Below are 18,977 nucleotides of genomic sequence, written 5' to 3' on the forward strand. Positions count from 1 at the left end.
TAATGAGCGTTTGGCGGTAAAAACTTGAATAGGCGACGATTTATTATACTTTTACAATGTTTGACGAGTGAAAACAGCCAGTTGTCTTAGAAGCATATAAGCGGAAGGAAAAGGCGCTATTGACTGAGAGAAGTTCGCTATCTCGCAAAATAAAAGCCTGTTGCTCATAAAAGCAACAGGCTTTAGGTGTAATGGTCGGACTGACAAGATTTGAACTTGCGACCCCCGACACCCCATGACGGTGCGCTACCAAGCTGCGCTACAGTCCGATGTGTTTAATCTAAACCTAAACGATTAGAGGGTCAATCCTATAAGGCTATGATTTAGTTACTTTTTGCGTAAAAACGCTGCAATTCTGTTAAACCTTGCATCAACACAGGTAGTGTCGGATTTTCATCTTTTAAGCGTTGGTAATTGGAATCGTACAGTTTGTAATTGCCAAACTTATCAATCACCGTGGTGTTTTTCGCCGTAATCAAAGCAAGTTCACGAGAATCACCTGCTAGAATCCAACGACGCTTGCGCTCATCGAATAGATTTCGGCCGCTGCTAAAGTCTGTTGGGTTAGATGATACACCAAGCAAATCTTGGAGTAGGGTAACTGACATATCAAGGTGGCTGGTTCTGTGCTTGTATTCACCGGCGAGTTTACCAGGCCAATGGATAATCATAGGGACCTTTAACTGGTATTGGCTGTAGTTGGTGTTTGAACCCCAGCTATTCGTCTTAGTTTCATTAAACTCAGTGGCGTGGTTAGAGGTAATGACAATCACTGTCGACTCATCAAGCTCTAGCGCGTTTACTTGCTCAAGCAAATTATTTAGCTCTGTGTCTGCTTGGCTAACCGAGTTTTTGTATCCCGCTTTTAGTTTCTCACCAGTAGGCAGCTGCTGGTCGCTGTCGTTGTAGGCACTGAAATTATCTACGGTGGTTAGTTCAATGTAACTAAACCAAGGTTTCTTGCCCTGCTGCTGCACCCAGTCAGACCAAGCATCTATCGCTTGGTTATCTGCCGATTTTGCGTCATTAAAAGCGATACCATTGAAGTTCATGCCACGGAAAACGGTTTCACCGTATAGAGGTTCGTCGAAGTTATCTGCACTAAACAGACCAAATTGGTACTGCTTTTCAAGTAAGGTATCGATCAGGATAGGCTTTGAACCTTGAGCTTTAATGCTGCTTGAGTAGCTGCTTGGTAAACCATAAAACAAGCCAAACACACCAAACGAGTCGTTGCTTGAACTGTAGTGGTTGGTGAAGTTCAGGTTGTTCTGCGCAAATTTGTAAGTCGCCGGCATGGTCTGTTCGGTCAGCATATCAGATCGCAGGTTGTTAACACTAACGACTAGGATATTAAGCGGATTAGCGCGGCGATTAAACTCGATGGTTTCGAGCGGGTAGCTTACTAACTCAATGCTATCTTGGCTTTGTTCAAGGCGTTTTAGGTATTCTTCACGATCTAATAAGCCGTGTCTTTCCATAAATGACTTCGCCGTCATCGGGTAGGAAAGAGGGAAATTGGCACGCTGAGCGGTGATCGGATTGTAGAAGTAGGCATCCGCCCACACATAAATAAGGTGGCTAGCAATAAAGCTAACGAAAAACAGCGCCGATAATGGTCGGCCGACATGCTTGTGTGACAGTTTACGTTGTTTACGCCATACCCATTCAGACAACGCGAGTTGGAGCAAAAATATCAGTGGTAAGACAATAAACAAATGCTGTAGGTCGACGCTGATGGTCGAACCTTCATCACTAAACAACACTTCCCAAACAACAGGCGTTAGGTGCAAGTTAATGGTTTGGTAGGCTTGCGTATCGATAAGTAGGATCGTTAGCCCTACAGTTGCAAAACAGACCGCCACTAAACGGAACAGTTTTCGTGACGGTATGACAAAGGTGAGTGGGAATAGAACCAACAGGTATAGGGCGAATACAAGGAAGCCAAAATGACCGACCCAAGAAATCATCAAGTAGAATTGACCAAGTAGGGTCTCTGGCCACGGAGACTGAGAGATATAACGGGTACCGATCAGCATTGCAGCGATGATGTTGAAAAAGGCGAACCAGTGTCCCCATCCCACTAAACGCGATACGCGTTCACCGTATGTATTTCCGTTATCGACCATGTAAGTGTTCTATTGTCCGTTATTATTTTTAGTGTTTTTTATCTTCAATTGAAGAAACAAGCGCTTCTGCAAATTTTTCAGCAATTGCTTTGCGTTGTGAAGCAGCAACATCTTGATTTAAGACATTGGTAGCGATATTTCCAGCAATCATTAACGCAAGCTCTGGACCCGCTGCATGTTTTTCAAGTACCGCAGCCACTTCAGTAAGGATTTGTTCTACTTGCTCGTCGCTGTATTTAGATGTAATCGGCATAAAGACTCTAATGATGATAGTAAAGCGGCTTATGATAACCTACAATGCCACGCAACTGAAACCTACGCGGCGATAAATTTCATCATGAGCCTTCATCTTTCAAACGTTATCCTACATCAATTACAGAAAAACGACGCAGATGAACTAGTTGTTAACTTTCGTTCAGAGTCTCTATCTAACGATACTTCGACCGAAGACCTAGTTGCAGAGCTTCATAGAGTGTTCAACTCGAAAGCCGGTAAAGGCTTTGGTTCTTTTAAGTCTGACAGCGAATTTAACAACTGGTTGCAAGATCTTCGTCAAGGAAATCAAAACTTTTACGATTTCTCACAGTTAAGTGCTAACCGCCTTAAAGATGAATTATCAAAATACCCGTTTGCTGACGAAGGCATCTTAGTCTTTGCTGAATATCAGTCACTGGCAACAGATTATCTTTTTGTGGCGATTATTCCTTCAAATCAAAGTCTTAAGGTGACAGAAGGTCTAGAGATCAGCGCAACGGACTACCTTGACTTAAGCAAGATGGATATTGCAGCGCGAATCGACTTAACCAGCTTTGAGACTGACAAAGAGTCAAACCGTTATTTAGCTTACATCAAAGGTCGTGTTGGTCGTAAAGTGGCTGACTTTTTCCTCGATTTCCTACAGGCAGAAGTCGGTTTAGACACCAAAGTACAAAACCAAGTGTTGATGCAAGCGGTCGAAGATTTCTGTGCAGACTCTAAGTTAGAGAAAGACGAAGCTATCAGCTACAAAAAGCAAGTCGCGGATTACTGCAATGAGCAAATAAAATCAGGTGATGAAGTTCAAGTTCGTGAACTGTCCGGTGAACTGCCTCCTTCTCAAGATGGCACTAGCTTCTTGGATTACACTAAAGAACAAGGCTACGAACTAGAAGAGAGTTTCCCTGGTGATCGCACTGCCGTACGCAAGCTGACTAAGTATGTAGGTGCGGGCGGTGGCCTGAATGTAAGTTTTGATAGTTTATTGCTTGGTGAGCGTATTTTTTACGATCCAGAAACCGATACGTTAACGATCAAAGGCACACCACCAAATCTACGTGACCAGTTAACACGTAATAAATAGCCTCTATAGAATAGGACTGACTGCAACATTTTGCTAGTTAGTCCTCCACTTCTGCTTGATAGTGTATATTCTTGTATTACTAGGGATTTATCTACAGGCAAGAGCATGGATGGGAAAGCGCTTAAAATTGGCTGGATATTGTTAGCAGTATGGGTTGTGAGTATTGCTGTAATCGCGAGCAGTTACCGTTCAATCGAAGCTACTAAAGAACAGGTCTATGAATTAGGCACGAGCATCCAAGAATTGCGTGATGCTTTTTCTTTTGATTCGCCATATAGAGAAAACATGGCGGATTCTCAATCTCTTAACTTGCAGCTTATCTACGCGCTGCGTCTTCAGCTTGATGCCCACTATCAAAGCAGTTGGTTATTGCCAGACATTAACCGATTATTGTTTACCACTGATCGCTTTATCGAGCAGTCCCAAGTCTATCTAGATAACAACCTTGATCTCCTGAGCTTGGTCGACCAGATTGGTACCATGCGTGAGCGCTATCAGGGACAGAGCACAGAAGTGGTTTACTTCCGCCTTAGTACCAACGTGCTTGAAGCAGTGTTTGGTGATAGCGCCTCTAGCCCCCAAGTTTATCGAGACCTCGACAATATATACTCTCAATCTAATCAATTATCGGCTAAAGAGCGCCAAGACCTACAACAGGTATTGGCACAAGTATCTTCTGTCTTAGGTGGCTACGCGCAAGGTCGATATATTGTTGAGAAACTGCAAACTCACGATGTGCTGAATCAGATCAGTGTGCTACGTGGGGAGTTTGATCAACTGCTTATTCGTCATGTTATCCTCGGGATCTTGCTTACCTTGTGTATTCTGGGCGGTTATTTATCACTCCTGCGTGCGAGTGACACTAGACCAACTACTTTGCGATCCCAACAGGATGATACTAAAGCAAAACCATCAGTCCCCGAACCTGAAGAAATTGCTACAAATTCGTCACCAGCTGCAAACAGCGTAGTGGCCCCACCACAAGCATCTATTGAGCCTGTTATCGAGAAACAGACTGCACAAGCCGAGCCTGTGACCACAATTACGGGAACGAGCGAATGTGAAATTGATTTCGATAAGATGCTTGAGTCGTTAAACAACGACATGGAATCTGTTTGTATGTTGCTTGAGGTCTTTATTGAAGATCATACCGGAGATGCGGATAAAATCGTTCAGCTAGTTAACGAATCACCTGAAGAGGCACAACGAAAAGCCCATAGCTTAAAAGGGGTGGGTGGCAACCTAGGTGCCACTAAGTTACGCGAAGCGGCTGGTAAAGTTGAAGTCGCCCTCAAGGATACCAATAACGTTGACGCAAATAGTGTCGAAGAGCTTAAAATACGTCTCGATAGAGCGATTGAAGAAGCCAGAGTTTTCTTAAAAGAGCGCAATACTATCAATAGTTAACGGTTTTCTGACTTTTAAGGTATAGAATATCGCGCGTATTTTATGTCTATCTGAGGTTAAACATTCAAATGAGCCGTTTTGCAAAGGTTTGGCTTTTCACTGCTATCTTGTTAAGTGGTGGTTGTTCATTGCTTGAGGTTAAGCTTGACAGTCAAACGACGCCGCTAACTCAGCAAGAGCTGAACATGCGTTTGCTGACGCGTGAGTACACTCAACAGTTTTTTTCTCAAGTCGAACAAGCTGCTGACGCTATCTCTGCTAGCTATGATGCGCAGGATAAGTTGCACCAATCCTACGTTTTATTATGGAAGATAAATGCGGAAGAGGGTATTCAACAGTCGACCTATCAAGTGAACCCTACCGCTGCGCTAGTGGATGCTTGGGTGTTTACTGAACAGATGGATGAGTTTTTTGTATCGGGAGCAGGTAAAGGGCTATTTACCACATCACATGCGCAGCAGGTATCCAATCAGCTAACCAGTGAAATCGATAAACTGGCGAAATCATTGTTCAAAGGGACGCACTATAAATCGACGAAGCAGTTTGTGACGGATTTTGCTCGCGCTCATCCATTTGAAGATCTCTCTTTTATCCGTACTCCAGCCTACCGTGCTTGGTTACAAGCGCATGAAATTAGTGAAGATGAAGCGGTTTCAACCCTCGGGACTATGCCAGAAGCGCTAGGGGATGTGTCTGATCGATTGAGTTTAGTCTCTGAGCAAACCCCTAAACTCATGACTTGGAAAGCGCAGCTTATCGCGATGAACAGCAGTGTCAGCGGTGAACAACTGACAGAAACGCTTAAGAGTATTCAGCTCACCTCTGAGTCGTTCCAAGATTTCGTTAACAACAACCCTCAGTATATGGAAGACCTAGCTCGTCAAATGTCGATTCAACTGCAGCCGCTAGTGCAAGAAATTGACAATCGTACTGCGGATAGGTTGGAGCAATTAAGTTCCGAGCGTCAGGCGTTGGAGCAGATGGTCGCCCGTGAACGGGCTGAAATTGCTTTAATCATCAGTGCCGAAAGAGAAAAGTTTACCCAAGATATTGATAAAGTTTCGCAAGACGTTGTTGCTCTTGCGATGGATAAGCTCGTGGTATTGATTAAGAGCACTATCATTTACTTTGTGTTGTTTATCGTTGCTATTTTCTTCGCACCATTAGGCTTAGGTTACCTGTTAGGTAAACGGAGTGCGGCCAAGAAGGTCGACCGATAAGCAATAAAAAAGCGCCTCAGTTGAGGCGCTTTTGCTATTTGTTGAGTGTTTTTAAGCTGTTTGCTTAGCTAACTCTGTTTCTTCGTCAGCAACTTCTGCGGTCGCCGTCGGTTCACACTTATCAACAAACCAACCCATGTAAGATGTGATAATGGTGACGATGATACATACGAAGCTCAACCACATAAACGGCGCGTAAGAGAGGGTTGCGACACCAAGAATACTCGCCATGTAGATGCCGTTGTCACTCCAAGGCACCATACCTGAAGTCAGTGTGCCACCAAACTCTGCGTTACGTGACAGGTTCTTACGTTTATAACCCAAACGGTCGTAGTTCTTAGCACAGATCTTAGGTGTTAGGATAAGAGATACGTACATCGCTGAGCCAAATACGTTGCCCATAAAGGCAGTACCAATGGTGCTAGTCGCTAGAGAACCAGCGCTTTGAACGCGACGCTCAAACAGTTTAGCAATCGTTTCTAATACACCGACCTTATCTAGTAGGCCGCCGAAACCCAAACCAAATACGATAACAGCCACTGAACCAAGCATTGATGACATACCGCCTCGGTTAAGAATCGAATCAATGAAACCAACGCCAGATTCAATCTCAAAAGGTGCCCAAGCGGTATTGAACGCTTGCAGGAAGTCTACGTCCTGAATCATTACTGCCCAGATAATACCCAGCAGTGAGCCAAAGCTGATAACAGGGAAAGAAGGCATGCGCATTGCGAGTAAGCCGAGCACGATAACCACAGGCACAAAAGAGTAAGGCGTAATGTAGAATTGCTGCTCCATTGCTTGGATAACAGATTGCACCTGAGACATATCAACGTTACCCGCGTAGTGGAAGCCAAACGCAGTAAACATGATACCGGTAATAATGTAGCTGATCAGGGCTACTGGCAGCATGCCTTTAATGTGCTCAACCACTTCAACATTAGACATTGATGAAGCCAAGATAACTGAGTCTGACAGCGGAGACATCTTATCGCCGAAGTAACAGCCTGATAGGACAGCACCTGCGGTAATTGGTGCTGGAACACCAAGACCTTGACCGATACCCATCATCGCGATACCAGCAGTACCCGCAGCGCCCCATGATGTACCTGTCGCCAGAGCGGTTAGAGAACAGATGATCATCGTGGCTAAAAGGAAAATTGAAGGATGGATAGCTTTCAGACCATAGTAGATGATGGTTGGAACAATACCACCTGAGATCCAGGTACCGACCAGAGCACCAACGGCAAGTAAAATGAGTACGGCACCTAGTCCGTTAGAAATTCCGTTCAGAGCTGCTTTTTCTAACTCTTTGTATTTGTGGCCTAAACGGATACCTAAAACGATGATAATGAACCAGCCAATGTATAGAGCTAGCTGAATGGGTAAATCAAGTTTGGCGGTGAACGAAAACGCCATTAGCAAGAATAACCCAAGGGAGACAACAACCTGCATCAAGCTTGGCAGACGGGGAGTATGTTGTGTCATACGGAGCCTCTTAATTGTTTATTAGCAAATGTAAACAGTGGAACAATTCTGCTTACGAAGGAGTGTTAACCCCTTTTTAAGGACGTAGGGCACTCTACATTAGATAGAATAATATTTCGATAAATTGTCGCTTTCGTGTGAGTTGTGTCTGTTGATTAAATTATTGCTAGTTATAAATGTGGTTAAACGTTAAATCTTATCGCGATAGTTGTTTCTAATTGTAAATATTGTGTAGCACGAACTTTTCGTTGTTGTTTTGTCTGTGGCGCGTTTTTGTATAGGTAAATAACAAGTGGTGAAAAAGTCGACAAAATAAGGCTTCTGGTCGGCATTAACGAAATAAGAAATAAAAGTTACAGATTTGATGCAATTTTCTCTTGAGATTTTGCTGCGAAAATTGAATATTGAGCTATTCCCTTTTTAAAATTGAATACACGGAGAGTTGAGAATGAGAGTAGGTTTAGTCGGTTGGCGTGGCATGGTGGGTTCTGTGCTAATGCAGCGAATGGTTGAAGAGAAAGATTTTGACCTTATTGAGCCAGTTTTTTACAGCACATCTCAGATCGGTATTCCTGCACCTAACTTAGGTAAAGAGGCAGGCCTACTTCAAGATGCTTTCGATATTGAGAGCCTAAAACAGCTAGATGCAGTGATCACTTGTCAAGGTGGTAGCTACACGGAAAAAGTCTACCCAGCACTACGTCAAGCAGGTTGGAAAGGCTACTGGATTGATGCCGCATCAACTTTACGTATGGCGCAAGATTCGATTATTACACTAGACCCTGTCAACCTAAGCCAGATCCAACAAGGTATCCACGGTGGTACAAATACCTTTGTTGGTGGTAACTGTACAGTGAGTTTGATGCTGATGGGTTTAGGTGGCCTATTTGAGAAAGGTCTGGTTGAGTGGACCAGCGCGATGACTTACCAAGCAGCTTCGGGTGCAGGTGCGCAAAACATGCGTGAGCTGATCTCGCAAATGGGTGTGATCAATGATTCCGTCAGCTCTGAACTTGCTAATCCTTCAAGTTCAATTCTAGATATCGACAAGAAAGTCGCTGATACCATGCGCGGCAGCTCTTTCCCTACGGATAAATTCGGTGTGCCACTAGCAGGCTCTCTGATCCCTTGGATTGATGTTAAGCGTGACAATGGTCAAAGCAAAGAAGAGTGGAAAGCTGGTGTTGAAGCGAACAAGATTCTCGGTTTCAGTGATGCACCAGTGCCAATTGATGGAACCTGTGTTCGTATTGGCGCGATGCGTTGTCACTCTCAAGCTCTGACTATCAAGCTGAAGCAAAATGTGCCTATGGACGAGATCGAAGAGATGATCGCGACGCACAACGATTGGGTTAAAGTGATCCCGAACGATCGTGATATCACAGCGCAAGAGCTAACGCCTGCGAAAGTAACAGGTACCTTGTCTATTCCAGTAGGTCGTCTACGCAAGATGGCAATGGGAGATGATTTCCTAAACGCGTTTACAGTTGGTGACCAACTGCTATGGGGTGCGGCTGAGCCGTTACGTCGTACGCTACGTATTATCTTGAATGAAAAAGCTTAACCTCAATTAGATTTGCCTTTATCAATCAAGACCCTACTCTTTTAGTAGGGTCTTTTTTATTAAGGTAGTCAATGAGTATTCCACGTATCTTTCTTGCTGTCGTTGCGGCGATCGCGGCATGGCTCGTTACTCATATGTTGATCGGCGAGCTCATTTCGTTGGCCGCGATATTATTTTGTCCTAAAGGCTTTGGTAGTAGCGGTGAGTGTTATGTGGGCTGGTGGCACGATGTTGTGTTCGTCGTTGATGTGTTCGGTGTTGGTCTGTCAGCATGTGCAACCATATTAGCAGCTGTGTGGGCAGCAAATAGTCATAGCCAAAGAGTGTCGAGGGTGACGTACTGCATTGGTATGTTACTGGCGAGCGCGCTTGTGATAAGCACCTGGTTAAGTTGGCTTGCCGTATCTTCATGGGTTAGTGCATTGCTCATCGGGTGGCTGACCGTCAAATACTTAGACCAGCGATACGGCACGCTAAGTTAAGTCGATTTCTCCACCGGCACCACACGCATATCTGGGTCTGCGAGTTCACTACCACAATGCTTACAGTGAAGTGCATCCGAGTCATGACCTGTTTGCATGCAGTTAGGACACTTAACTAAGGTTTTATGTGAGCTCATCTCTTGGTTTAGTTCCGCAGTAATGATACCCGTCGGCACAGCCAGTATGGAGTAACCTAACAGCATCGTCATCGAGGCGATCGCTTTTCCTAGTGCTGTCTGAGGAACCAGATCACCATAACCGACGGTAGTAATTGTCACAATCGCCCAGTAGATGCTTTGTGGAATGCTGGTAAAACCGTTCTGTGGTCCTTCAATCACATAAATCAATGCACCGAAAATGGTGACCAAAATTGCGACTGTGGTAAAGAAGATAAAAATCTTACGCTTTGCCATCAGCAGAGATCTGAGCAAGATATTCGAGTCTTGTAGGTAACGCACTAATTTCAAAACGCGGAAGATCCGCATGACTCTTAGCGCCCGTATTACTCCCATAAATGATGCTGACGGGAAGAAGATGGCTAAATAGGTAGGGAGAATCGCAAGTAAATCGATGACACCATAAAAGCTTTTTGCATATGCCACCGGCTTTGGTGAGCAATAAAGCCTTAATAGGTATTCAAGTGTGAACAGAGCGGTAAAGGTGTATTCCATATACCGCAGTTGTGTGCCCCAAACCGCCCTAACGGAAGGGATAGATTCTAAGACCAGTACGACCAGAGAAGCCAAAATCGCTACTATGAGTGCAAGATCAAATGCTCGGCCCGCTTTTGTGTGGGTACCAAAGATAATGACGTAGAGATGATGTTTTAAAGAGTTTCTAGGCATGATAGAGCGATATTTATTTAGGTCACTCTATCATACTTGAATATAGGGCTTAAGCTAACCCTGGGAACAAATTGCGCAAACCGTTGGCAATAAACTCAATGCCTAGAGCGCCCAGAATAAGCCCCATAATACGCGTGATTACGTTGATGCCTGTTTGCCCTAAAAAGCGCACAATTAACGGAGCAGAACGGAATAGAAGCCACGTACACAATGCGAACAGTACGATGGTGACTATAATGCCGACAGTATCAAACATGCTCGGGTAGCGAGAGCCATAAACAATTGTTGAGCTGATCGCACCTGGACCTGCCATAAGGGGCATTGCAAGTGGCACAACGCCAATCTGCTCGCGACTGACGTATTCCGATTTCTCTTGTTTGTTCTGCTTATCTTCACCGAGCTTACCGCTCATCATAGAGAACGCGATACTTAGCAGCAGCAATCCGCCGGCCACACGGAACGAATCCAATGAGATGCTAAACATATCGAGTAGCATCTGACCTGCCATTAAAGAGACGACCAGAATAATAGCCACAGCCAAGTTAGCGGTCACTGCCGTTTTGTTTTTCTCTTCTTGAGTCATATGACCGGTGAGAGAGACGAAGACCGGCATGATACCAACAGGGTTGACAGCTGCTACTAAACCGAGAAAAAACTGCAAAAAGATTGCGATTTCGAACGTTTGCATTCGGTGTGCCTACACAAGTAAAAGAGGGAACGGATTACATGCGGAATATAGTTGAAAATTTGCCCATGAACGAATGAAAAAAACTAAAGTTAAAACGATGCCATTACTGAGAAAATCTTATTATTGAAAAAAACGTAAATACTAATGACATACTTTGTTACGTAGAATGTGGTTGAAAAAATGAGCGTTTTACATAAACGTTAACATTCGCACATTTTCAGTAAAAAATAAGTCCGATTATAGAGAGATAGTTCGCTTTGGATATACTCTCAGTAGCACAAAGTTTATGGATTACATGTAAGTCTGTGGTCAGAAAATGAAACTTTTTTACAAAATATGGTCAGATTGCAAGTTTAGTTGTTCAATTGATGCAAAAATGCTCAATGATATTTTGTGATTTAAGTCTATGAAAAATATGGACTTAAACGAAAAATTGAGATTCTTGTACCACTAAGTGGGTAAATAGTTTTTCAGAACTGATCTGGGTCAATTTTTTTCATAACCTGAAATAATATACTCAGTCCTGAAAGCGATTTACTAAGAACTCTGTTCTAACAATCACAGTGGCCTTACTAAAAAGTTTTTAATATTTATCAATTTAGGAGATTCACTATGCCTGTAACTAATATGGCTGAACTAGATGCAATGGTTGCTCGCGTTAAAGCGGCACAAGCAGAGTTTGCAACCTTCTCTCAAGAGAAAGTAGACGCAATCTTTCGTGCAGCATCTTTAGCAGCTAACCACGCTCGTATCCCGCTAGCACAACAAGCGGTTGAAGAGTCTGGCATGGGTATTGTTGAAGACAAGGTTATCAAAAACCACTTCGCGTCAGAGTTCATCTACAACAAATACAAAGATGAAAAAACTTGTGGCATCTTAGAAGAAGACGACAACCTAGGTACAATGACTATCGCAGAACCTGTAGGTATCATCTGTGGTATCGTACCAACAACTAACCCAACATCTACTGCAATTTTCAAATCTCTAATCTCACTAAAAACTCGTAACGGCATCATCTTCTCGCCACACCCACGTGCGAAAAACTCAACCAACGATGCAGCGAAACTGGTTCTAGATGCAGCAGTAGCTGCGGGTGCTCCAAAAGACATCATCGGTTGGATTGACCAACCATCTGTAGAGCTTTCTAACGGTCTAATGAAGCACGACGACATCGCTCTTATCCTTGCAACTGGTGGTCCAGGTATGGTTAAGGCTGCATACTCTTCAGGTAAGCCAGCAATCGGTGTTGGTGCAGGTAACGTTCCTGTAGTAATCGACGAAACTGCTGACGTTAAACGTGCAGTAGCTTCTATCCTAATGTCTAAGACTTTCGATAACGGCGTAGTATGTGCTTCTGAGCAGGCTGCAATCGTAGTTGACGAAGTATACGACGAAGTGAAAGAGCGTTTTGCAACGCACAAAGCGGTTGTACTTAGCAAAGCTGACGCAGATAAAGTACGTAAAGTCCTTCTTATCGACGGCGCACTTAACGCTAAAATCGTTGGTCAACCAGCAGCAGCAATCGCTGAGCTAGCAGGTGTTAAAGTTCCTGCAGACACTAAAGTTCTTGTTGGTGAAGGTCTAGGTAAAGTTTCTTACGATGACGCATTCGCTCACGAGAAACTATCTCCAACGCTAGGTCTATTCCGCGCTGATGATTTCGAAGACGCAGTAGCTCAAGCGGTAACTATGGTTGAAATCGGCGGTATCGGTCACACATCTGGCCTATACACAAACCAAGACACAAACGCAGACCGCATCCGTTACTTCGGTGACAAGCTAAAAACTGCACGTATTCTTGTAAACATCCCAACGACTCACGGTGGTATCGGTGACCTTTACAACTTCAACGTTGCACCTTCGCTAACTCTAGGTTGTGGTTCATGGGGTGGTAACTCTATCTCTGAGAACGTAGGTCCTAAGCACCTTATCAACAAGAAAACTGTAGCGAAGCGAGCTGAAAACATGTTGTGGCACAAACTACCTAAGTCTATCTACTTCCGTCGTGGTAGCCTTCCAATCGCTCTTGGCGACCTAGAAGGTAAGAAACGCGCATTCCTAGTTACTGACCGTTTCCTATTCAACAACGGTTACGCTGATGAAGTAGTGAAACTACTGAAAGCTCAAGGCATCGAAGTTCAAGTATTCTTCGACGTAGAAGCGGATCCAACTCTATCTGTTGTTGAGAAAGGTGCTGAAGCAATGAAGAGCTTCCAGCCAGACGTTATCCTAGCGCTAGGTGGCGGTTCTCCAATGGATGCGGCTAAGATCATGTGGGTAATGTACGAGCACCCAGAAACGCACTTCGCTGAACTAGCAATGCGCTTCATGGATATCCGTAAACGTATCTACAAGTTCCCTAAAATGGGTAAAAAAGCTGAGCTTGTTTGTATCACTACAACTTCAGGTACGGGTTCAGAAGTTACTCCATTCGCTGTTGTTACCGACGACAAGACTGGTGCTAAGTACCCACTAGCTGACTACGAAATCACGCCAAACATGGCTATCGTAGATGCGAACCTAGTAATGAACATGCCTAAGTCTCTAACAGCGTTCGGTGGTTACGATGCAGTAACTCACGCTCTAGAAGCTTACGTATCTGTTCTAGCGAACGAATACTCAGACGGTCAAGCTCTACAAGCGCTTAAGATGCTTAAGGAATACCTACCATCAAGCTACGCGAACGGTGCAAACGACCCAATCGCTCGTGAAAAAGTACACAACGCAGCAACTATCGCTGGTGTGGCATTTGCGAACGCATTCCTAGGTGTTTGTCACTCTATGGCTCACAAGATTGGTGCTGAGTTCCACCTACCACACGGTCTGGCGAACGCACTACTAATCTCTAACGTTGTTCGTTACAACGCGAACGATAACCCAACTAAGCAAACTGCGTTCTCTCAATACGACCGCCCACAAGCACGTCGTCGTTACGCTGAAGTTGCTGACCACCTAGGCCTAAGCCAAGCTGGTGACCGTACTGCTCAGAAGATTGAACGTCTACTAGCATGGTTGGATGAGCTTAAAGGTAACCTAGACATTCCAATGTCTATCCAAGCGGCGGGTGTTTCGGAAGCTGATTTCGTAGCGAAACTAGACGAGCTAGCTGTTGAAGCGTTCGATGACCAGTGTACAGGTGCTAACCCACGTTACCCTCTAATCACTGAGCTGAAAGAAGTTCTACTTGCTTCTTACTACGGTAAAGCGTTTGTTGAAGGTGAAACTTTCGAAGGTACTACAGTTATCAAGAAGAAAGCAGACCAAGAAGCAGCGAAAGCAGCACCAAAAGCTAAGAAAGCAAAAGCTGAAGCATAATAAGTAAGATTCAGCATGAGATAAGTTTTCGCTAGCACGACACTTATCTATCGGGAAAAGACCAAAGCCCCAGTCGAAAGACTGGGGCTTTTTTCGTCTACTTGGTTAGGGTTAATTGTTCGATAAACTTTTCATTTATGTCTATACCTATAGTTAAGTAACGCTCCATATGGAAGAAGATTACTCGTCAAGGATAGAACCATGAATTTTAATAATATTCCCTTAAGGTTCAAAATCGCGCTAGGTACAGGGGCTCCGCTCATTCTCCTCGTGTTTTTGGCCTTTGTTGCAATCACAAGTTCACGTTCCCAGGTCCAAACTAATGCCATGGTTGACCATACTCACAATGTTATTCAGCAGGCGATGAGGATTGAAGCGGCTGCTGTCGATATGGAAACAGGTATGCGTGGGTTTCTTCTCGCAGGTAAGGAGGACTTTTTAGATCCTTATCTGAATGGTCAACAGAGATTCACTAAGCTGGTGGCTGAGCTTAAGAACACGGTTAATGACAACCCAGTTCAGGTCAAGCGTTTAGAGGATATTGAACAAACGATCAATGATTGGCGAGTCAATGTAACTGAACCCATCATCGAACTTAGGCGTGAGATTGGGCACGCTAAAACCATGGATGACGTGTCAGACCTCGTAGGGGAGGCGCGCGGAAAAGTCTATTTCGATAAGTTTCGCGGACAAATTGCTTTGTTTACGGAGCGCGAGGCTCAGCTGTTAGAGCAGCGACAAAAAAACAATAAAGATAAGTTTGATAACAGTGTTTTCTCCCTTGTCACCTTGAATGAGCAAGGTTATCTAGAAAAGTCAGAAACAGAAGAGCTGCTTAGCTCGTTTTCTCAACTCAGTGAATCTACTGATTGGGTCAACCATACCTATAAAGTGATGGCTTCTGCGCAAGACGTACTTGCCGCCGCTGTTGATATGGAAACCGGAATGCGCGGTTATCTTCTAGCGGGCAGAGATGATTTTCTCGTCCCGTATAACCAAGGCAGTGGAAAGTTTAAGCAACTGATATTTAAACTTAAACAAACGGTCAGCGACAACCCTCATCAAGTTAAGCTGTTAGAAGAGATGAACGGTACCATCAGTGAATGGCAAACTGAGGTTGTTACTCCCATCATCAAGTTGAGACGAGAGATTGGTGACGCCAAAACGATGAATGATATGGCAAAACTTGTCGGTGAAGCGCGAGGCAAGGTCTATTTCGATCAATTTCGTAGCCAAATTGCTGAGTTTGTTGCAATGGAAGATGGCTTGATGGATGAGCGTCAAGCGGCGGCCGAGTCGGCTGCAAAAACAACAGAAACGACTTTAATGCTGGGTACGCTGATAGCGATTGGTTTAGGTTCTGTAATTGCTTGGGTGGTGCTTAAAGCGATAACTGTCCCGGTTAGACAAGTAGCAACGGGTCTTGAGCGTTTGGCCGAGGGGGATCTAACCAATACTATCGATATCGATTCTAAAGATGAATTAGGGGCGATGGCCGCTAGTTACAATCAGGCTGTGAAAAAAACCAATGGGGCAATTCTCGAAGTATTGCGCACTACAGACGAGGTAGTTGACGGCACAATGTCGATTACACAGGCCAATACCAACATGTCACATGAGTTAGGGGTTCAATCTGAGAAGATTGCTCAGATTTCATCTTCTATTGAACAGATGAGCCACAGCATTCAAGAGGTAGCGACGAAATCTTCAGAAGCCACGGCTAATGCACAAGCTGCAGGTGTTACTGCTAATTCAGGTGGCGAAGTTGTTCAAAATACCATTGAGGGAATGAACGCCATCAATGAGGCTGTAACAGCGTCTTCAAATAGCGTTGCAGAACTAGGAAAACGCGGTTCTGAAATTGGTGAAATTATCAGCGTGATTAATGAAATCGCTGAGCAAACGAATTTGTTGGCACTTAATGCGGCAATAGAAGCTGCTCGAGCTGGCGAAGCTGGGCGAGGTTTTGCTGTAGTCGCGGATGAAGTTCGTGCCTTGGCAGATAGAACCACATCAGCAACGCAAGAGATCGGGCAATCAATAGAAGCGATTCAAAACGAAACCTCACTTGCGGTTGAACGTATGGAGGTAGGGGCAACACAAGTCACTGAAGGGCTAGAGTTAGTTAAAAAGGCTGGGGTCAGCCTTGATGAAATCGTCGAAGGCGCGCAAACCGTGGCTAACATGATCGATAGCATTGCGGCGGCTGCCGAAGAGCAATCTGTAGCCAGTGGCGAAGTCTCAAAGAACGTTGAAAGCGTGTCTGAGGTGTCTGTTGTTGCCAATGAGCAAGCCAACTTGGCCGCGAGCTCAGCTCAAACTCTAGAGCAGAAGGCTGAATCTCTTAAACGTCTCGTTAACCAGTTTAAGGTGTAAGATAAGGAACGGACTTCGTCCTACGAGAGGCTAGAACGCTGCGCTCCGAGATTCGAGAACGGGCTTCGCCCTTCTAGATACGTGCGTGGTGAGTATGTCGAAAGTTGCAGGCTGTGTTGGCTTCTGTTTTAGCGTAAGTATCTCAAATGATAAGAAAAGGGTTGATACAATGTACCAACCCTTCAAACTTTTCTCGCTTCTCGCTTCTCGCTTCTCGCTTCTCGCTTCTCGCTTCTCGCTTCTCGCTTCTCTCTAGCTCTCGTCTTCTGGTAACTTAACGTTCAGCTCTAGTACCGAGATATCGTCATCTTTGTGCTCGAATGACAAATCAACCATAGAAGGATCGATAGCGACGTATTTACTGATCACCTTAAGAATATCTTCTTTTAGCTGTGGCAAGTACGACGGTGCTGGATCACCTTGGCTACGGCGCTCGGCAACAATAATTTGTAGACGCTCTTTGGCTAAATTTGCAGAGCTTTTTTTCTGGGGACGGAAAAACTCAAGTAGTGACATTTAGCCTCCGAATAGTCGTTTAAAGATTCCTTTCTTCTGTTCAGTCAGGAAGCGGAAATCCACTTGCTGACCTAGCAGGCGCTCAACGGTGTCGTTGTATGCCATACCTGCGTCAGACTGCTCGTCAAAAATGACTGGCACGCCTTTGTTCGAAGCATTCAGTACCGCTTGGCTCTCAGGGATAACACCCAGTAGAGAGATATGTAGAATCTCTTCAACGTCTTCGACGCTTAGCATCTCACCTTGGTTAACTCGCGCTGGGTTGTAGCGCGTTAGTAGTAGGTGCTGCTTCACTGGCTCTAAACCTTCTTCTGCGCGGCGAGACTTAGAGTCTAAGATGCCCAGAATGCGGTCAGAGTCGCGTACAGAAGAAACTTCAGGGTTAGTGGTAACAATCGCTTCATCTGCAAAGTATAGCGCCATTAGTGCACCTTGCTCGATGCCCGCTGGAGAATCACAGATAATAAAGTCAAAGCCCATTTCGTCTAACTCATCTAAGATGCGACGAACGCCTTCTTTCGTTAGCGCATCTTTGTCACGAGTTTGTGAGGCAGGAAGAATGAACAGGTTCTCCGTGCGCTTGTCTTTGATCATCGCTTGATTCAATGTCGCTTCGCCGTTGATTACATTGACGAAGTCGTAAACCACGCGGCGTTCACAGCCCATGATAAGATCGAGGTTACGCAGACCAATATCGAAATCGATAACTGCCGTTTTCTTTCCTTTTACAGCAAGGCCTGAAGCGATTGCGGCGCTTGACGTGGTTTTACCCACGCCACCTTTACCTGAAGTGACAACAATAACGCGTGCCATTATGTGTTCCTTATAAGATTAAATCGTTAACAACTCGAACTTGAGCGAGTCGTCTTGCAAACTGAACATAACTTTTTGCTGCCAGAACTCGTCGGCGAACTGCTCGGTGAGCCAGTAGTGTCCTGCGACCGACATAAGTTCGGCATTGAGCTTATTGCAGATGATGACTGCGCCAGTGTTTCCACTCGCCCCCGCTATAGCGCGGCCGCGTAGAGTACCGTGGATATGAATAGAACCATCTGCAATGACCTCAGCTCCCTCGCTAACATGATTGAGTACCACAAGATCGCTGTCCTTGGCATATATTTGTTGCCCAGAACGCACCGGCGTACGGATAATCTTGGTTGGTGCCATCTTCGCAGGAGCTTGAGCTGGCGACTTGCTCGCAGACATGACGGCAAACTTAGCTTCAGAGGCTAAATTCTGTGTGCGCTTGTCTTTGCAGCCTGTGACGCCTACGGGAATCATACCTGCTTGGGAAATACCTTCTTTCAGTCTCACAAAGTCAATATCACCATCGACTTTTGAAATATTAATGACAACGGGCGCATGAGCAAAAAATGCGGGTGCCTGCTCTACCTTTTCTTGTAAGAAATGAATAGTTTTATCAACATTGTTGTCAGAAAGGTGCAAAACTGACAAAGTAAAGCTGCTGCCTTTTAGGTCTGGGGTGTGTGACATCTTTTACTTACAACCTCTTAAGGGCGTTGCCTGAGACTAGGGGTGTCATGTTATATTCCCAGAATAAGCACAGCAAGTTATCTTGCGCTCAATTGAGTGTTTTGCTTTAAAAAA

At 44.8% G+C, this 18,977-nt stretch carries 15 protein-coding genes and 1 tRNA gene; 7 read left to right on the forward strand and 9 right to left on the reverse strand.

What is annotated here, in order from left to right; genetic code table 11:
- Window positions 1-192: 192 nt before the first annotated feature.
- The 3 genes from AC6R00_RS20380 to AC6R00_RS20390 all read right to left on the reverse strand — a co-directional run bounded on the left by AC6R00_RS20380 (window position 193) and on the right by AC6R00_RS20390 (window position 2,382).
- Window positions 193-269 (reverse strand) — tRNA-Pro (locus AC6R00_RS20380).
- Between the two features lie 54 nt (window positions 270-323).
- Window positions 324-2,129, reverse strand: a complete 1,806-nt coding sequence (locus AC6R00_RS20385; RefSeq protein ID WP_500641721.1) for a DUF3413 domain-containing protein — start codon at window positions 2,127-2,129, stop codon at window positions 324-326.
- Window positions 2,130-2,157: 28 nt separating this feature from the next.
- Window positions 2,158-2,382, reverse strand: a complete 225-nt coding sequence (locus AC6R00_RS20390) for a YejL family protein (protein ID WP_004748486.1) — start codon at window positions 2,380-2,382, stop codon at window positions 2,158-2,160.
- Between the two features lie 84 nt (window positions 2,383-2,466).
- On the opposite strand from AC6R00_RS20390, the gene yejK reads away from it, so the two are divergent.
- From yejK to AC6R00_RS20405, 3 genes are all read left to right on the forward strand, one after another.
- Window positions 2,467-3,468: a nucleoid-associated protein YejK gene (yejK, locus tag AC6R00_RS20395; RefSeq protein WP_500641722.1), complete on the forward strand. Its 1,002-nt coding sequence runs from the start codon at window positions 2,467-2,469 to the stop codon at window positions 3,466-3,468.
- A gap of 105 nt (window positions 3,469-3,573) precedes the next feature.
- Window positions 3,574-4,875, forward strand: coding sequence for an Hpt domain-containing protein (locus AC6R00_RS20400; RefSeq protein WP_500641723.1), 1,302 nt, complete (start codon window positions 3,574-3,576; stop codon window positions 4,873-4,875).
- Window positions 4,876-4,943: 68 nt separating this feature from the next.
- The gene (locus AC6R00_RS20405; RefSeq protein ID WP_500641724.1) at window positions 4,944-6,095 is read left to right on the forward strand and encodes a chemotaxis protein; all 1,152 of its coding nucleotides are present in this window, start codon (window positions 4,944-4,946) and stop codon (window positions 6,093-6,095) included.
- A gap of 51 nt (window positions 6,096-6,146) precedes the next feature.
- Here the strand turns inward: AC6R00_RS20405 and nhaC are convergent, their stop codons facing one another.
- Window positions 6,147-7,583 carry a Na+/H+ antiporter NhaC gene (nhaC, locus tag AC6R00_RS20410; protein ID WP_239853216.1) on the reverse strand — a complete coding sequence of 479 codons (1,437 nt, stop codon included), beginning with the start codon at window positions 7,581-7,583 and terminating at the stop codon, window positions 6,147-6,149.
- Between the two features lie 448 nt (window positions 7,584-8,031).
- Between nhaC and asd the strand changes: the two genes are divergently transcribed.
- Together asd and AC6R00_RS20420 are read left to right on the forward strand one after the other, a co-directional pair.
- Window positions 8,032-9,147 (forward strand): aspartate-semialdehyde dehydrogenase, encoded by a 1,116-nt coding sequence (gene asd / locus AC6R00_RS20415; protein ID WP_486795466.1) that lies wholly within the window; start codon window positions 8,032-8,034, stop codon window positions 9,145-9,147.
- 71 nt (window positions 9,148-9,218) lie between these two features.
- Window positions 9,219-9,629 carry a hypothetical protein gene (locus tag AC6R00_RS20420; RefSeq protein WP_500641725.1) on the forward strand — a complete coding sequence of 137 codons (411 nt, stop codon included), beginning with the start codon at window positions 9,219-9,221 and terminating at the stop codon, window positions 9,627-9,629.
- Here the strand turns inward: AC6R00_RS20420 and AC6R00_RS20425 are convergent.
- Together AC6R00_RS20425 and AC6R00_RS20430 are read right to left on the reverse strand one after the other, a co-directional pair.
- Window positions 9,626-10,474: an ion transporter gene (locus AC6R00_RS20425; protein ID WP_500641726.1), complete on the reverse strand. Its 849-nt coding sequence runs from the start codon at window positions 10,472-10,474 to the stop codon at window positions 9,626-9,628. The two genes, AC6R00_RS20420 and AC6R00_RS20425, sit on opposite strands and share 4 nt — an antisense overlap.
- A gap of 49 nt (window positions 10,475-10,523) precedes the next feature.
- Window positions 10,524-11,162 (reverse strand): YchE family NAAT transporter, encoded by a 639-nt coding sequence (locus AC6R00_RS20430; protein ID WP_500641727.1) that lies wholly within the window; start codon window positions 11,160-11,162, stop codon window positions 10,524-10,526.
- Between the two features lie 612 nt (window positions 11,163-11,774).
- Between AC6R00_RS20430 and adhE the strand changes: the two genes are divergently transcribed.
- Complete coding sequence (adhE, locus tag AC6R00_RS20435; RefSeq protein ID WP_004748499.1) at window positions 11,775-14,477, forward strand: bifunctional acetaldehyde-CoA/alcohol dehydrogenase; 2,703 nt, start codon at window positions 11,775-11,777, stop codon at window positions 14,475-14,477.
- Between the two features lie 201 nt (window positions 14,478-14,678).
- Window positions 14,679-16,853, forward strand: a complete 2,175-nt coding sequence (locus AC6R00_RS20440; RefSeq protein WP_500641728.1) for a CHASE3 domain-containing protein — start codon at window positions 14,679-14,681, stop codon at window positions 16,851-16,853.
- Window positions 16,854-17,105: 252 nt separating this feature from the next.
- On the opposite strand, the gene minE is transcribed toward AC6R00_RS20440, so the two are convergent.
- Genes minE through minC form a run of 3 tightly spaced genes read right to left on the reverse strand, consistent with a single transcriptional unit; the run spans window position 17,106 to window position 18,863 of the window.
- On the reverse strand, window positions 17,106-17,369 hold the full coding sequence (gene minE / locus AC6R00_RS20445) for a cell division topological specificity factor MinE (protein ID WP_171321054.1): 264 nt from the start codon (window positions 17,367-17,369) through the stop codon (window positions 17,106-17,108).
- Complete coding sequence (gene minD, locus AC6R00_RS20450) at window positions 17,370-18,182, reverse strand: septum site-determining protein MinD (RefSeq protein WP_004748505.1); 813 nt, start codon at window positions 18,180-18,182, stop codon at window positions 17,370-17,372.
- A gap of 18 nt (window positions 18,183-18,200) precedes the next feature.
- Entirely contained in the window at window positions 18,201-18,863 is a 663-nt protein-coding gene (gene minC, locus AC6R00_RS20455; RefSeq protein WP_500641729.1) for a septum site-determining protein MinC, read from the reverse strand.
- Window positions 18,864-18,977: the final 114 nt, after the last annotated feature.

The sequence above is a fragment of the Vibrio sp. R10-SF1-ISO8 genome (genome assembly GCF_059833805.1).

What these genes read in the sequence shown, in the direction of transcription:
- AC6R00_RS20385 (WP_500641721.1), bottom strand. Translation starts at nt 2,129, where the DNA reads ATGGTCGATAACGGAAATACATACGGTGAACGCGTATCGCGTTTAGTG.
- AC6R00_RS20390 (WP_004748486.1), bottom strand. Translation starts at nt 2,382, where the DNA reads ATGCCGATTACATCTAAATACAGCGACGAGCAAGTAGAACAAATCCTT.
- yejK (WP_500641722.1), top strand. Translation starts at nt 2,467, where the DNA reads ATGAGCCTTCATCTTTCAAACGTTATCCTACATCAATTACAGAAAAAC.
- AC6R00_RS20400 (WP_500641723.1), top strand. Translation starts at nt 3,574, where the DNA reads ATGGATGGGAAAGCGCTTAAAATTGGCTGGATATTGTTAGCAGTATGG.
- AC6R00_RS20405 (WP_500641724.1), top strand. Translation starts at nt 4,944, where the DNA reads ATGAGCCGTTTTGCAAAGGTTTGGCTTTTCACTGCTATCTTGTTAAGT.
- nhaC (WP_239853216.1), bottom strand. Translation starts at nt 7,583, where the DNA reads ATGACACAACATACTCCCCGTCTGCCAAGCTTGATGCAGGTTGTTGTC.
- asd (WP_486795466.1), top strand. Translation starts at nt 8,032, where the DNA reads ATGAGAGTAGGTTTAGTCGGTTGGCGTGGCATGGTGGGTTCTGTGCTA.
- AC6R00_RS20420 (WP_500641725.1), top strand. Translation starts at nt 9,219, where the DNA reads ATGAGTATTCCACGTATCTTTCTTGCTGTCGTTGCGGCGATCGCGGCA.
- AC6R00_RS20425 (WP_500641726.1), bottom strand. Translation starts at nt 10,474, where the DNA reads ATGCCTAGAAACTCTTTAAAACATCATCTCTACGTCATTATCTTTGGT.
- AC6R00_RS20430 (WP_500641727.1), bottom strand. Translation starts at nt 11,162, where the DNA reads ATGCAAACGTTCGAAATCGCAATCTTTTTGCAGTTTTTTCTCGGTTTA.
- adhE (WP_004748499.1), top strand. Translation starts at nt 11,775, where the DNA reads ATGCCTGTAACTAATATGGCTGAACTAGATGCAATGGTTGCTCGCGTT.
- AC6R00_RS20440 (WP_500641728.1), top strand. Translation starts at nt 14,679, where the DNA reads ATGAATTTTAATAATATTCCCTTAAGGTTCAAAATCGCGCTAGGTACA.
- minE (WP_171321054.1), bottom strand. Translation starts at nt 17,369, where the DNA reads ATGTCACTACTTGAGTTTTTCCGTCCCCAGAAAAAAAGCTCTGCAAAT.
- minD (WP_004748505.1), bottom strand. Translation starts at nt 18,182, where the DNA reads ATGGCACGCGTTATTGTTGTCACTTCAGGTAAAGGTGGCGTGGGTAAA.
- minC (WP_500641729.1), bottom strand. Translation starts at nt 18,863, where the DNA reads ATGTCACACACCCCAGACCTAAAAGGCAGCAGCTTTACTTTGTCAGTT.